The sequence below is a fragment of the Dysgonomonas sp. 521 genome (genome assembly GCF_010501055.1).
Classification (GTDB): Bacteria; Bacteroidota; Bacteroidia; order Bacteroidales; family Dysgonomonadaceae; genus Dysgonomonas.
Window position 1 is genome coordinate 99,513 of sequence record NZ_QVMO01000008.1, and the last position, 14,994, is coordinate 114,506.

General features: G+C 41.0%; 13 protein-coding genes. 10 read left to right on the forward strand and 3 right to left on the reverse strand.

The window, feature by feature from the left end:
- Positions 1-1,994: 1,994 nt before the first annotated feature.
- Positions 1,995-3,077 carry a mechanosensitive ion channel family protein gene (locus D0T84_RS04460; protein WP_163306434.1) on the forward strand — a complete coding sequence of 361 codons (1,083 nt, stop codon included), beginning with the start codon at positions 1,995-1,997 and terminating at the stop codon, positions 3,075-3,077.
- Between the two features lie 13 nt (positions 3,078-3,090).
- Here the strand turns inward: D0T84_RS04460 and D0T84_RS04465 are convergent, their stop codons facing one another.
- Both D0T84_RS04465 and D0T84_RS04470 read right to left on the reverse strand, forming a co-directional pair.
- A complete protein-coding gene (locus D0T84_RS04465; protein WP_163306436.1) occupies positions 3,091-3,645 on the reverse strand; it encodes an RsmD family RNA methyltransferase in 555 nt (184 codons plus the stop codon).
- The gene (locus D0T84_RS04470; protein ID WP_163306438.1) at positions 3,642-4,451 is read right to left on the reverse strand and encodes a DUF3822 family protein; all 810 of its coding nucleotides are present in this window, start codon (positions 4,449-4,451) and stop codon (positions 3,642-3,644) included. Before D0T84_RS04470 ends, D0T84_RS04465 begins: the two co-directional genes overlap by 4 nt.
- 84 nt (positions 4,452-4,535) lie before the next feature.
- Here D0T84_RS04470 and D0T84_RS04475 point away from each other — a divergent pair, with 84 nt between their 5' ends.
- Positions 4,536-5,948 (forward strand): ATP-dependent RecD-like DNA helicase, encoded by a 1,413-nt coding sequence (locus D0T84_RS04475; RefSeq protein WP_163306440.1) that lies wholly within the window; start codon positions 4,536-4,538, stop codon positions 5,946-5,948.
- Between the two features lie 245 nt (positions 5,949-6,193).
- Here the strand turns inward: D0T84_RS04475 and D0T84_RS04480 are convergent, their stop codons facing one another.
- Positions 6,194-8,461 carry an aconitate hydratase gene (locus tag D0T84_RS04480; RefSeq protein ID WP_163306442.1) on the reverse strand — a complete coding sequence of 756 codons (2,268 nt, stop codon included), beginning with the start codon at positions 8,459-8,461 and terminating at the stop codon, positions 6,194-6,196.
- Between the two features lie 288 nt (positions 8,462-8,749).
- On the opposite strand from D0T84_RS04480, the gene D0T84_RS04485 reads away from it, so the two are divergent.
- The 8 genes from D0T84_RS04485 to D0T84_RS04520 all read left to right on the forward strand — a co-directional run bounded on the left by D0T84_RS04485 (position 8,750) and on the right by D0T84_RS04520 (position 14,979).
- A complete protein-coding gene (locus tag D0T84_RS04485) occupies positions 8,750-9,796 on the forward strand; it encodes a tetratricopeptide repeat protein (protein ID WP_163306444.1) in 1,047 nt (348 codons plus the stop codon).
- Between the two features lie 23 nt (positions 9,797-9,819).
- A complete protein-coding gene (locus D0T84_RS04490; RefSeq protein WP_163306445.1) occupies positions 9,820-10,380 on the forward strand; it encodes an RNA polymerase sigma factor in 561 nt (186 codons plus the stop codon).
- 57 nt (positions 10,381-10,437) lie between these two features.
- Entirely contained in the window at positions 10,438-10,803 is a 366-nt protein-coding gene (locus D0T84_RS04495; protein WP_163306447.1) for a hypothetical protein, read from the forward strand.
- 16 nt (positions 10,804-10,819) lie between these two features.
- On the forward strand, positions 10,820-11,290 hold the full coding sequence (locus D0T84_RS04500; protein WP_163306449.1) for a hypothetical protein: 471 nt from the start codon (positions 10,820-10,822) through the stop codon (positions 11,288-11,290).
- 503 nt (positions 11,291-11,793) lie between these two features.
- Complete coding sequence (hisG, locus tag D0T84_RS04505; RefSeq protein WP_163306451.1) at positions 11,794-12,648, forward strand: ATP phosphoribosyltransferase; 855 nt, start codon at positions 11,794-11,796, stop codon at positions 12,646-12,648.
- Positions 12,645-13,172, forward strand: coding sequence for a GNAT family N-acetyltransferase (locus tag D0T84_RS04510; protein ID WP_163306453.1), 528 nt, complete (start codon positions 12,645-12,647; stop codon positions 13,170-13,172). The genes hisG and D0T84_RS04510 overlap by 4 nt, the downstream gene beginning before the upstream one ends.
- A 74-nt stretch (positions 13,173-13,246) precedes the next feature.
- Entirely contained in the window at positions 13,247-14,530 is a 1,284-nt protein-coding gene (gene hisD / locus D0T84_RS04515) for a histidinol dehydrogenase (protein WP_163306455.1), read from the forward strand.
- On the forward strand, positions 14,527-14,979 hold the full coding sequence (locus tag D0T84_RS04520) for a GNAT family N-acetyltransferase (protein WP_163306456.1): 453 nt from the start codon (positions 14,527-14,529) through the stop codon (positions 14,977-14,979). The genes hisD and D0T84_RS04520 overlap by 4 nt, the downstream gene beginning before the upstream one ends.
- Positions 14,980-14,994: the final 15 nt, after the last annotated feature.

Consider the following 14,994-nt stretch of genomic DNA (forward strand, 5'->3'; position numbering starts at 1 on the left):
TATCTTTGTACTGTGTTTTTCATGGTATTAGATTTAAGGTTAACAATGAAGATTGGTTGTCGCGATGACAACCTTTTCTTTTTTATATAGGTATGCTTCCAGTTATCGCTCTGCATTGCGCTTGCATACGGTTGTTAAAGTCTTACACCTGTGGGGGCTTGTTGGATATAAGTAATCAATAACAATGCGAATCAAGGGTTAAAAAACACAGTAACTTATTGTCCCGAAGGGACTGAAGGTGGATAACCACGGGCAAAACCCGTGGCAGGTACTGGCTGGGAAATATGTCTCCGTAGGAGGCAAATAGCAAAAGCGAATACCATTCGCCTCCTACGGAGACGACCTCTCCCTATCCGCTTTTTCCACGGGTTTTACCCGTAGTTATCCATATTAGCCCACTTCGTGGACTTAGAACCCTGGCTGCAAAACAGAAGATTGATTTATAATAGTATACTTCAACCCAGAGCAACCCTTGATTCGCATTAATAATTAATGCAACATTCTCTTTGTCACCCTGAGGAACGAAGGATCTCGTTGTTCAAAGGAGAAAGTAACAAGAGATGCTTCCTATCGTCAGCATGACAGGAACGAAAATTATGTTGCAATAAATACTTTCCATTACTTACTACAAAAAATATGTATTGTTTTTTCTTTTCTACACAATAAATAAATCATATTTATTGTTGATAATAAGAAGGTTATAGCTATATTGTTGTAGCCATTTATATTTTGATAGAAAATTTTTATAAAAAAATGTTTGAAAAATATGTTTTATAACATAAAAAGTCTTATCTTTGTACTGTGTTTTTCATGGTATTAGATTTAAGGTTAACAATGAAGATTGGTTGTCGCGATGACAACCTTTTCTTTTTTATATAGGTATGCTTCCAGTTATCGCTCTGCATTGCGCTTGCATACGGTTGTTAAAGTCTTACACCTGTGGGGGCTTGTTGGATATAAGTAATCAATAACAATGCGAATCAAGGGTTAAAAAACACAGTAACTTATTGTCCCGAAGGGACTGAAGGTGGATAACCACGGGCAAAACCCGTGGCAGGTACTGGCTGGGAAATATGTCTCCGTAGGAGGCAAATAGCAAAAGCGAATACCATTCGCCTCCTACGGAGACGACCTCTCCCTATCCGCTTTTTCCACGGGTTTTACCCGTAGTTATCCATATTAGCCCACTTCGTGGACTTAGAACCCTGGCTGCAAAACAGAAGATTGATTTATAATAGTATACTTCAACCCAGAGCAACCCTTGATTCGCATTAATAATTAATGCAACATTCTCTTTGTCACCCTGAGGAACGAAGGATCTCGTTGTTCAAAGGAGAAAGTAACAAGAGATGCTTCCTATCGTCAGCATGACAGGAACGAAAATTATGTTGCAATAAATACTTTCCATTACTTACTACAAAAAATATGTATTGTTTTTTCTTTTTCCACACAATGAATAAATAGTGGTTATTTATTGATAATAAATCGGTTACGCATAGTATATAATAGCCATTTATATTTTGATAGAAAAAATTTATGAAAAAATATCGCAAAAACATGTTTTATAACATAAAAAGTCTTATCTTTGTACTGTGTTTTTCATGGTATTAGATTTAAGGTTAACAATGAAGATTGGTTGTCGTGACGACAACCTTTTCTTTTTTATATACTATCCATAAAAAGCTATTCGGATGGGTTCTGATTTCGGAGATTGAAAGTCGTAATTATTCTTATCTATTTATTCTCCTTTCTTTACAAAGTCTGTATTTTTGTAAAATATTAAGAGCCTGTTTAAATTTTAGCGAAAATTTTTATTACAGGTTCAGGTCAATCGTTCTTAGCAATTTTTTTATGCTCTTTTTAGCGTCTTTTCCCCTTTTTACTCTTGGTTTAGCGAGCTAAACCTACTAGCAAAAATGATAAAATCCATCTAAAAATAGCTATAAAAAAGATTTGCTATAAAATTTAAACAGACTCTAAAAAAAATTGAAGTGATGCTGGAAAAGGAAATCTGGGGAAATACATTGCAAAATTGGGGTATATCCATACTTTTTGTTATAGGTGCAATTCTCGTTATCAAGTTGATCTCACTTTTTAATAAAAAGATTATTAAAAATTTTACCCGAAAGACATCCAATCGTCTTGATGACATCATATATGATGCGATAGAATCTCCTGTATTATTTGCCGTAGCCCTGCTGGGTATGTGGATTGCCATCCACCGTTTAGCGGCACATGATAATGTTGTAGTGGCTATAAATGCCGCCTACAAAATATTGGTCGTATTAAATATGACCTGGTTTTTTGTACGGTTGGTAAATAGTTTACTTGAGGTATATTGGATCAATAGATCTGATAATTCACAGAGAACTCAAAAGCATACCAACAGGATGATGCCTGTAATAAAGCGGACAGTCCTTGTCGTTATCTGGATTATCGGTATAGTGATGGCACTGAGCAATGTAGGTGTAAATATCAGCGCACTGCTGGGTACATTGGGCATTGGAGGTATTGCGTTTGCTCTGGCGGCACAAGATACTATAAAGAATATATTCGGTGCGTTTACTATATTTGCTGACAGGCCTTTTAGCATTGGAGATGTTGTCAGGATTGACAGTTTTGAAGGTACAATCGTAGATGTAGGAGCCCGCAGTACCAAAATGAGGACGTATGACAAACGGATAATAACTTTTCCGAATTATAAAATAGCAGACGCTTCCATTGTGAACATATCGGCAGAGCCTATGAGGCGGGTTGTCACTAAGCTGGGACTGGTATATAACACAACCCCTGAAAAAATGGCGGAAGCAATGGACATACTCAGGGATATGCCTTCGAAGGTAGAATATGTATCATCTAAAGACTTAAAAGCTAACTTCTCTGATTTTGCCGATTCTGCATTAATAATAACTTTTACTTATTTTATAGAAAAAAAAGGGGATATTTCGGCAACTGTTTCCAATGTGAATATGGAAATTCTTACATCGTTCAACAAGGCAGGGCTGAGTTTCGCGTTTCCATCCCAGACGCTTTATGTTGAAAAGGGAGATTCTCCGGCTCAGGAGATTTTCAGCTAATGAAATTCTTTATTTAAACAGTTTCTAAGTCTTCCTTTCTGAATATAGTGAAGTTCACACTGCCGTATATACGCTTCGTTTCGAATAGGGGCTGACCGGAAAAGTCGTACTCCTTTGAATGTTCGAGAATGAAGATACCTCCGGGTTTTATTAAATCCCGATCGAATACGAGCCGTGGAACGTCCGCAAAATTCTTCAAATCGTAAGGGGGGTCGGCAAATATCAGGTCAAACTGCTCCTTGCAATGTTCCAGATAGCTGAAAGCATCCATTTTGAGTAATTGCAGTTCCGATTGTATTTTTAGTTCCGTTTTTGTTTTCTCGATAAAAGCGGCATGCGCGAAGTTTTTCTCCACACATATAACCCGCGGGCATCCTCTCGAAACCAGTTCAAAACTGATTCCTCCCGTCCCACCAAACAAGTCGAGGGCATAAGTCTCCTCCCAATCGATACTGTTATTCAGTACGTTGAAAATGTTCTCCTTTGCAAAATCGGTTGTGGGGCGAGCCTTAAAGCTTTTAGGCGGGGAAAACCGCCGCCCTTTATATTTTCCGCTGATTATTCTCATAATGATAAGCTAAGTAAATCCAGTGGCGCTTTTTGCGCGTCTTCGTTCCAAAGATAAATTTCACTGGGACTGTTTAGTGAGTCTATATTTTTAATATATTCCTGCAATTGCTTTACCAGCTGTTTGTCAGGGTCTCCGGATATAAACAGGTAGTCTTCCATCTGGTTGAAACGGCATTGTTCCCAAAGCTTTAAGATATAATAGAGCTGGTTCAGCGCGTGTTCGTTTTCGTATGTCAAACAATGGATTAACTTAGGGCCTGTAAAGCAAATAATATCCATGAGGTTGTCGTGGAAATTCAGATACATGCGCGCTGCATTCCCTGTAACCCTGTTTTTATCCTCGTAGTAATTAGCCAGTAAGTTGGAATGATGGAAAAAACGGGGAGTCCATAAATTCCGTGAAAGAAATTCGAATACATCCCTGTCCGGACCGAATAAAGTTATAATGTCCTGTTTTTCGATAATACCGGCGACGACATGCTCCGCTTTATCCGTATGCGAAAAGTTATAAAGCAGTTTTTTTTCTTTAGCATCGAAGAAGTTAGCCGGAATAAGGTCGTACCGGGCGGATACGAATATTACATTCGTCTGCTTAAATTCCTGTGTCAGAAAGTTATAGTCGAATATAATCCGTTGTACATTAGCCAAGAGATTATCACTCATCGTAAATGAGGTTTCCCTCAAACAGTAATTCTGTCCAGCTTCAGGTTCTGAAATGGAAAACATAAAACTATCCGGTTTTATGCGGATAGATAGTATGTATTTCTCTGATTGTCCGAGGTCTATACTTTCCGGTAGAAACATATTTTATAATTTCTTTACACAAAGTTAGAAAAAGATATTTTTATCCACTACTTTTGGTCTTCAATTCGTCAGAACCCTCCCATTATGATTAGTGATTTCTTTCTGGATAAAATTAAGCAAAACTTTCCTTTCGAGCCTACCACCCAGCAAGGTGAGGCTTTAGAGAAGATTGTGCACTTTTTGTTTTTGCAGAAGGAAGAAACCTTGTTCCTGCTGAAAGGTTATGCCGGAACAGGGAAATCTTCGTTACTGGGCGCTTTGGTAAAGACAATGACCGAATTTAAGCAAAAGACAGTCTTGCTGGCTCCTACGGGGCGTGCAGCCAAAGTTTTCTCATCTTATGCCAATCATCCGGCATTTACCATCCACAAGAAGATATACCGTCAGCAGAAATATGCGGGAGACTTCGGCAGTTTCGGGCTGATGGATAACCTGCATAAAGATACTTTGTTTATCGTCGACGAAGCGTCTATGATAAGCAATAGCGGGATGGATTCTTCGTTTTTCGGTACTGGGCATTTGCTCGACGACCTGATCCATTATGTTTATTCCGGAGAAAACTGCCGCCTGTTGCTTATCGGCGATTCGGCGCAGCTTCCGCCAGTGATGGAAGAAGATAGCCCTGCTCTACAGACGGCTGTGCTTGAGGGTTACGGGCTTGAAGTACATCAGGCCATGTTATCGCAGATAGTGCGGCAGGCCGAAAGTTCGGGCATTCTCTATAACGCTACCAATATAAGGAATATACTGAACGAAGGCAAGACGGAAGCTTATCCTAAACTCAGGCTGGACGGATTTTCTGACATTCTACGTATTTCGGGGGAAGACCTGATAGATGAAATCTCTATGGCTTACGATAGGGAGGGATTGGACAGCACGATGATCATTTCCCGTTCGAATAAGCGGAGCAATATATATAATCAGGGTGTGCGCAACCGTATTTTATACCGCGAAGAAGAGCTTTCGGCTGGGGATATGCTGATGATAACCAAGAACAACTATTACTGGACTGAAAACATCGAGGGTATCGATTTCCTTGCCAACGGGGAGATAGTAGAAGTGCTGCGTGTACGCCGCGAACAGGAACTTTACGGATTCCGTTTTTGCGATGTAGAGGTACGCAGTATCGATTATGATTTAGAGTTTGAAGTAAAGGTATTGATGGATACACTTCATTCGGATGTAGCCGGATTGTCCCGCCAACGGGCTGAAGAACTTTTCCTGAACATTCTCGAAGATTATGCCGATATTTCTACCCGGGCAGGGAAGATGAAGAAACTAAAGACAGACCCATACTACAATGCCGTACAGGTAAAATTTGCTTATGCCATCACTTGCCACAAAGCGCAGGGAGGGGAGTGGAATACAGTTTTTCTCGACCTAGGCTATATATCGGAAGAACATCTGGGAGTAAACTTCTACCGCTGGTTGTATACCGCGATAACACGGGCCAGTTCGAAACTCTATCTGGTGAATTTGCCGGACGAATTTATATAATAGGGGTGTAACTGAATACGCCCCTAAACAAATATATAAATGCTACATTAATACTAGAAACTGTTTAAATTTTATTCGTTCCAATTTTTAGAGATGTTTTAGAGATGATATTTTACATACGCTTCGCTCCTGTGACCGTTGGTTGAATTGAGAGAAAGGAAAAAACAGCTGAAAAATGAACGAAGAAAAAGCTATAATAAAATATTCGTATAAAATTTAAACAGACTCTTAATACTAGATAAATTCTATTTCCCTTTCATATAATTAAGGGCACTGCCTGCTCTGAACCATGCTATCTGCGCTTCATTATATGTGTGGGCAACCTCAAAAGATTCTTTTGTCCCGTCTGTATGAACGAGCTCAACGGCCAGGTTTTTACCCGGTTTAAAATCAGTGAGTCCAACAACGCTTATCTTATCATCTTCGCGTATCTTGTCATAATCGTTCTTATTGACAAATGTGAGCGCCAGCATACCTTGCTTTTTCAGGTTCGTTTCGTGGATGCGGGCAAATGATTTGACAAGGATTGCCTTCACATTCAGGAAGCGGGGTTCCATAGCCGCGTGTTCGCGGGACGAACCTTCCCCGTAATTTTCCTCAGCTACGACAACCGAACCCAGACCTTCAGCCTTAAATTTTCTGGCCAGTAGGGGCACGGCAATATATTCTCCTGTTTCAGGGTCGAGTACCGAATTTGTATTATCGTTGAACGCGTTAACCGCTCCGATAAGCATATTGTCGGATATGTTATCAAGGTGTCCCCTGAACCGTAGCCAAGGGCCAGCCATCGATATATGGTCAGTCGTACATTTTCCTTTTACCTTTATCAGCAGCGGCTGCGCTATAATATCCTTGCCATCCCATGCCGGAAACGGTTTCAACTCTTGCAGGCGCTGCGAATCAGGCGCTATGCTGACTTCGATGCCCGAACCATCGGCAACAGGTGCTGTAAAACCCGACTCTTTCAGTTCGTATCCTCTTGGCGGCAATTCATACCCTTTCGGTTCATCCAGCTTCACTTTTTCTCCTTTGTCGTTGACCAGCGCATCGGTCATCGGATTGAAACAAAGGTCGCCCGCGATACTCAGCGCGGCTACTATTTCGGGAGAAGTAACGAACGCGTGGGTATTCGGATTGCCGTCATTCCTTTTCGCGAAGTTGCGGTTGAATGAGGTTACGATGGAGTTAGGGCGCTCAGGGTTCTCGCTTTCGCGCTTCCATTGCCCTATACACGGGCCGCAGGCATTCGCCATAATGGTTGCGCCGGCTTCTTCGAATACGGGAAGGATGCCATCCCTCTCGGCAGTATAGCGTACCTGTTCTGAGCCCGGATTGATAATGAACTGGGCTTTTACTTTTATATGTTTGTCCTTGGCATCTTTTACAATCGACACCGCGCGGGACAGGTCTTCGTATGACGAATTTGTACAAGAGCCTATCAACCCTACTTCCATCTGCTGCGGATAACCTTTTTCTTTTACCACCTTGGCAAATTCGGAAATCGGGTGTGCCGCATCCGGCGTGAATGGCCCGTTTACATACGGTTCCAGTGCAGAGAGGTCAATCTCGATGACTTGGTCGAAATATTCCTTCGGATTATTTACCGCTTCGGCGTCAGGTTGCAGGTATCCGCTTATTCTGTCAGCCAGTTCGGCTACATCTGTACGGTCGGTAGCTTTCAGGTAATCGGACGATTTTTTATCATAAGGAAAGATTGAAGTAGTAGCGCCTACTTCCGCCCCCATATTACAGATTGTGGCTTTGCCTGTTGCGGAGAGCGAGCTTGTGCCTTCTCCGAAATATTCTATAATGGCATTTGTACCCCCTTTTACGGTAAGTATTCCCGCCAGTTTCAGTATTACGTCTTTAGGGGAAGCCCAGCCGGAGAGTTTTCCCGTGAGCTTTACACCTATCAGTTTAGGCATCTTCAGTTCCCACGGCATACCCGCCATCACATCCACTGCGTCGGCGCCTCCTACGCCGATGGCTACCATGCCCAGCCCTCCTGCATTTGGAGTATGCGAATCGGTACCGATCATCATTCCTCCGGGGAACGCATAGTTTTCGAGTACTACCTGATGGATTATTCCTGCTCCCGGTTTCCAGAAGCCGATGCCAAACTTATTGGAGACGGCGCTGAGGAAATCATATACTTCCTTGTTAGTTACCTCGGCCGTGTTGAGGTCTTCTTTAGCCGACTTGTATGCCTGTATCAGGTGGTCGCAGTGTACGGTCGACGGGACGGCAACCCTTGTCCTGCCCGAATTCATTAATTGCAGTAAGGCCATTTGCGCCGTTGCATCCTGCATGGCTACCCTGTCGGGCGAGAAGTTTACATAATCAGTAGCACGTACATAGCTTTTCACAGGTTCGTCAGCTGATAGATGCGCGTATAAAATTTTCTCGCTGAGGGTCAAAGGGCGTTTCAGTATTTTCTTCGCTTCATCAACTTTTTGCGGGTACGATTCGTAGAATTTACGAATCATTTCTATGTCAAACGTATTACTTCTCATTGATTATAGGGTTTTTAGTTAAATTACAATACCGATGATAACAAAAATAATAAAAATATTCTATGATTAACAGTCTTTTATATAGATATATTATATTAATAGATAGATAAGGATGTTCGTCTTTCGAAACTAATCTCTATAATACAAAGGAATAAAAAGTTCTTATATCTTTTTACTGTAGATGGTTTCCATTAAACTATCATCCATTAAAAATGTCTAAGAATTTTAGTTAAGGGCTTATTTTAAGAGTATTTTCTTATTTTTGTAGCTACTAAACAAATTCATAGCATGAGAAGTATTACCATTATATTTATTTTATTATTAACGGCATTATCGATTAAAGCACAAACTTCCTCCGAAAAACTGATAAGAGAGGGTGTGAGCCTGCATGATAGGGGGCGTTATAATGATGCGATTAAGTGTTATGAAGAAGCATTGAAGGTAAACCCCACCTCGATGTCTGCCGTGTATGAGATGTCTTTGTCTTATCTTAAGCTGAAGAATTACGACAGGGCTGTGAGCCTTAGTTCGAAGGTGATAAACGCTAATTTTCAGGCCTTGCTGATGGACGCTTACATAGTGAAAGGTACTGCGCAGGCTAATATGGATAAGATGAATGATGCCATTAAAACCTTGAATGAGGGAGTGTCGCGTTGTGGCGATGAGTATCTGCTTCATTTCAATCTGGGGCTTTGCTATTTCAACAACAAGGATAACAAGATGGCTGCTTATCATTTGCGCAAAGCCATCGAGATAGACGCTACCCATTCCAGCGCGTTCCTGCTGTACGCTTATGCACTGAATGATTTGGACCAGTGGGTTCAGAGCTTCTACGCGTTCCATTTCTTCCTGCTTCTGGAACCCAATACAGGGAGGTCGAAGGATGCTTTCGGCGAAATGTATGATATACTGAATGCTAAACTGGAACAGGGTTCCGTAAGGCTGGCTCCCGAAGACGGCATTGACAGGAACTGGCTTTATAAAAATATCGAGTTAAAGAAACCGAAGGCTACAGATCCGGCCTCTCAGTATTTCTTTTTTGTAGAAGCGTCCAAATTGATATTCTTTACTGTGGCCCAGATGCAAAATGATTCGCAGAGCGGTTTGCTATGGTTTTTCTTTGTTCCCACGTATGAGGAAATATTAGGTTCGGGGCATTTCGATACATATTGCCGTTATGTGAGTGTCGCTTATTTTCCTGAGTCGCTGACATGGTGGAACAAGAATAAGACACAAGTAGACAATTTTATTGAGTGGTTCGAACATGGTCAGGGAAGTGCTGATGATGAAGCGGATTTCGGGGATGATTCTGATTTGGAGGAAGGCTCGAATTGAAAACAGAGTGGAAATTAAAGTAAATGTCACAAGAAGAAGAATACAAAGAGAGCAGGCTGGTAGAGAGGTTACATGATGCCAAAACTCAACAGGCTGCCTTCTCCGAACTGGTAAAGGAGTACAGCGAACCATTGTACTGGCAGATACGAAAAATCGTATTAAGCCATGACGATTCGAATGATGTTTTGCAAAATACCTTTATAAAGGTATGGACCAGTATTGATAGTTTCAGGGGAGACTCCAAGCTGTCTACATGGCTGTACCGCATAGCCGTTAACGAGGCTATAACTTTTTTAAACAAGCAACGCTCCCAGAATAATATTTCTGTAGACGATGCGGATATGTTCCTGCTGGGTAAGCTGGAGAGCGATGAATACTTTGATGGGGATGAAGCACAGCTGAAACTACAGAAAGCGATTTTGACACTCCCCGAAAAACAGCGGATCGTCTTTAATATGAAATATTTTGATGAAATGAAATACGAAGATATGTCGGACATTCTGGATACCTCTGTAGGTGCCTTGAAAGCCTCATATCATCACGCCGTAAAAAAAATTGAAGAATTTTTATCAAAAGAGAATTAAACCTTTTATCTAATTTATAGTCTATATTACAGATAGTGATTCAAAAACTAATCGATCATGTTGAATAATATTGATAAAAAGAAGACCCCATTTAAAGTTCCCGAAAATTATTTCGAAAACTTTAATAGTCGTATAATGGAGCAACTTCCTGTAAAAGAGGAAAATAAAGCGAAGATTGTTCCGTTGTGGAAAAAAGTATTACCATGGACAGCAGTAGCTGCCGCATTATTTGGTGTCATGTTTTCTGTTGGTCTGTTTGATACAACTGAAGTTAATGCAGATAAAGTTCTTGCCGAACAAAAAAGTGATAAGATAGAATCAGTAGGCACATACAGTGAGGCTGACGAGGAAGAAGATTATTACTTGTTTATACAGGATGAGGTAAGAAAATCTCAATTTAAGGAAATGTTCAATAATTATTAAATAAAGGGGATTTGATATGAAAATAAAAAATATCCTGATTCTGTTATTATTACTCTGTTTTACTTTTTCGTTGGCAGCTCAGGATAGACAAAGGAGAGGGCGGTTTGATATTGACGCGTTTATTCAGAAAAAGTCCGAATATCTGAAAAAAGAACTGAACCTGACAGATGCCGAAGCAAAAGCTTTCTTTCCCTTAGAAGCCGAGTTCTCGAAAAAGAAGTTTGAAGTAAACCGCGATGCCCGCAGGGAAACTCGCGAACTGAAAAAGAAACAAAACAAGACGGATGCCGACTATAAACGCATCGTACAACTCGATCTTCAATCGGAACAAAAAGAATCGGAATTGCAGATAGAATACTTTAGAAAGTTTGCGGCCGTGTTACCGGCAGAAAAACTGGAAAAATACAGGGCAGCCGATATTAAGTTCAAGGAAGACGCATTGAAGCGCCACCGGGAAAAGCATCATCCGGGAGAAAAGTTCGATTGAAATCGAAAAAATAATGACATAAAGTTTGATTTATTGTAAATAATATATACTTTTGTTTTTGGAAAAAGTAAAATTATGAACAATAAACTACATCATCATCATTTGTTGCTGCCATAAGGTAAGTAATTATATTGATGTGGTGTCTGCAAAAATATAACGAGGAGCTTACCTGACAGGTAGGCTCTTTTTTTGTTCATACACCACCCGGCCTCCCCTTTGGGCAGAGTTGTTAAGTTCTGATTTAATTGCCTCCACTTTCAAGTGGAGGAATATGTTTTAGAATCAGGGAATGGCTTTAGCCGAACCTTTTTGACTAAAGTCTTTCCTTAGAAGCCTTTTATCTACGCCTTGAAAGGCGTGGCAATATAAGAACTTAACAGCCCTGCCCTAAAGGGAGGAGAAAGATTCTATTCAGAGGTTTCCTCTATTTGTTAGAATAGGGGTATATAAACAAATTTTAAATTCATAACTTACTCATAACTTATTAATTATAACGAACAATCATGGTATTAAGAATCGCAGTCCAGTCGAAAGGCCGGTTATTTGAAGAAACAATGGAGCTTCTGCAGGAAGCAGGTATAAAATTGAACAACATCAAGCGCACATTGCTTATTCCGGCAAAAGATTTTCCTGTCGAGATACTCTTTCTGCGCGACGATGATATCCCGCAGGCTGTGGCAACGGGCGTTGCCGATGTAGGAGTCGTAGGAGAGAATGAGTATATGGAAAAAGACGAGGCCGCCGATATCGTTAAACGTCTTGGTTTCAGTAAGTGCCGGTTGTCCCTTGCTATCCCTAAAGATGAGGATTATAAAGGCATACAATGGTTCGAAGGTAAAAAGATTGCTACTTCATACCCGCATATATTAAATAAATATATGGAAAAGCAGGGCATAAAGGCGGAGATCCATATCATAACCGGTTCTGTGGAAATCTCGCCGAGCATAGGTCTTGCCGACGCCATATTCGATATTGTAAGTTCCGGCGGTACACTGGTGAGCAACCGCCTGAAAGAGGTAGAAGTGGTAATGCAATCGGAAGCTTTGCTAATAGCAACAAAGAATTTGCCGCAGGAGAAAAAAGATATATTGGACGAACTGATATTCCGGATTGAGGCTGTTCAGAGCGCCGAAGGCAAAAAATATGTACTTTTGAATGCGCCCGAAGATAAACTTGACGAAATATTTGATATCTTGCCGGGTATGCGTAGCCCTACCGTGACACCATTGGCCACAGAAGGCTGGTGTTCGGTACAGTCGGTAATCGAAGATAAGCGTTTCTGGGAAGTGATCACCCGGCTGAAAGCCTCTGGTGCAGAGGGAATTATTGTATTACCTATAGAAAAAATGATTTTATGATACAGGTTTCGGACGATATTTCATTATATCCCTTGTCGGTAGATGATATTTTCAGGATATTCAACACATTGGATCGTGAGCGGGAATATATGCGCGAATGGCTGCCCTTTGTAGATGCCACCAAAGATGTGGAAGATACAGGTAACTATGTGAGACATGTATTGGAGACAGAAGATGAGCAGTTTACAATATATTATAAAGAGCAATTCGTAGGATTAATCGGTTTTAAAGAGACAGATAAGGATAATAAGAAAATAGAAATTGGCTACTGGCTCTCGCAATATGCGCAGGGAAAGGGTATTATGACCCGGTCGGTTTCGAAACTCGTCGACTATGCTTTTTCTGAATTGGGTATGAACCGCATTCAAATAAAAGTGGCGGTAGATAATCAAAAAAGCCGCCGCATTCCCGAAAAACTGGGCTTTAGGGAGGAAGGTATAGAACGTGACGGCGAACTGTTGGTAGATAATGTGTTTACAGATATTGTAGTGTATAGCCTCTTGAGGAGAGAATATAAAATTTAATTTATTTCAAGATTTCAGGTTTCAAAATTATTAATCTTGAAACCTGAAATCTTGAAATCTTGAAATTAATAAATATGCAAATAATAAAATACCCCACCCGTTCGGAGTGGTCGAAAATACTGGCTCGTCCTGTCTTCGATACATCATCACTAAACAATACGGTGAGTGCTGTATTGAATGATATAAAAGAAAGAGGTGATGATGCTGTATTCGAATACGAAGAAAAATTCGATAAGGTAAAGCTATCCTCTTTGGTTGTCTCCGAAGAAGAAATTAATAATGCCGAAAACCTCGTTTCGGATGAGTTGAAAGCAGCCATTCGTAAGGCAAAGGATAATATCGAAATATTCCACCGCAGCCAGCTATTCGAGACAAAGAAGGTGGAGACAACACCGGGCGTTACCTGCTGGCAAAAGGCTGTAGGTATCGAAAAGGTTGGCTTGTATATTCCGGGAGGAACGGCTCCGTTATTCTCTACAGTGCTGATGCTTGCCATTCCGGCAAAGATAGCAGGCTGTAAGGAGATTATTCTATGTTCGCCTCCTGATAAGGAAGGCAAGATTCATCCTGCAATTTTATTTGCAGCAAAGGAAGCCGGAGTAGATAAGATATTCAAGGCAGGAGGAATACAAGCTATTGGCGCTATGGCATATGGTACGGAAACAGTACCGAAGGTTTATAAAATATTTGGCCCGGGCAACCAGTATGTGATGGCAGCTAAACAGCTTGTCAGTCTGCGCGATGTAGCCATAGATATGCCGGCAGGCCCATCGGAAGTACAGGTCATAGCAGACGAAACTTCCATTCCGGCGTTTGTGGCGGCAGACTTATTATCACAGGCTGAGCATGGGGCAGATAGTCAGGTTGTTTTAACCTCTACGAGCGAGCCATTCATCTCGGAAGTTTTGCATGAAATAGAACGGCAATTGTTTGAACTCCCACGTCGCGAGATTGCCGAAAAAGCATTGCAAAACAGTAAGTTGATTCTCCTGAAAGACAATCGGGAGGTTATAGATATGACAAATGAGTATGCACCCGAGCATCTGATTATCGAAACTGCCGGCTATATGGATATTGCTGACGAGATTGTGAATGCAGGTTCGGTCTTTCTGGGGAATTATACACCCGAAAGCGCTGGCGATTATGCCTCCGGCACTAATCATACATTGCCGACCAATGGCTATGCAAAGGCCTATAGCGGTGTCAACCTGGATAGTTTTGTCAAGAAAATTACTTTCCAGAAGATTACCAAAGACGGAATCCGGAATCTGGGAAGAACAATTGAAGTAATGGCCGAAAATGAAGAATTATTCGCACATAAGAATGCAGTAACATTACGATTGATGGAGAAAAAATGATACTTTCGGTATTAATAGAATATAAGAGTGAACCATACAATGAGATGGTTGCACTACGGGATAAAGTCTTGCGGAAACCTCTTGGCTTGTCATTTACAGAGCACGATTTGGCAAAAGATGCGAACGATATTCTGTTGGGATTGTCTATACCCCGTCCTCGCAGGATTGGCGCTTGTTGTATCCTTACCCGAATTGATAAGGATGTTGTGAAACTTAGGCAAATGGCTGTGGATGATAGCCTTCGGGGAACAGGGATAGGTGCATTCATGCTATCTTTTGCCGAGTCTGTGGCAATTAAAGAAGGATTCGGTAAGATTACGCTTCATGCCCGAAAAATAGCAGCAGGCTTTTATTTGAAATACAATTATAATATAGTAGGAGAGGAGTTTATCGAAGTTGGTATTCCTCATCTGAGAATGGAGAAAAATCTTACTCCCGCTAATCTCTAAATCTCTAAATCTTTA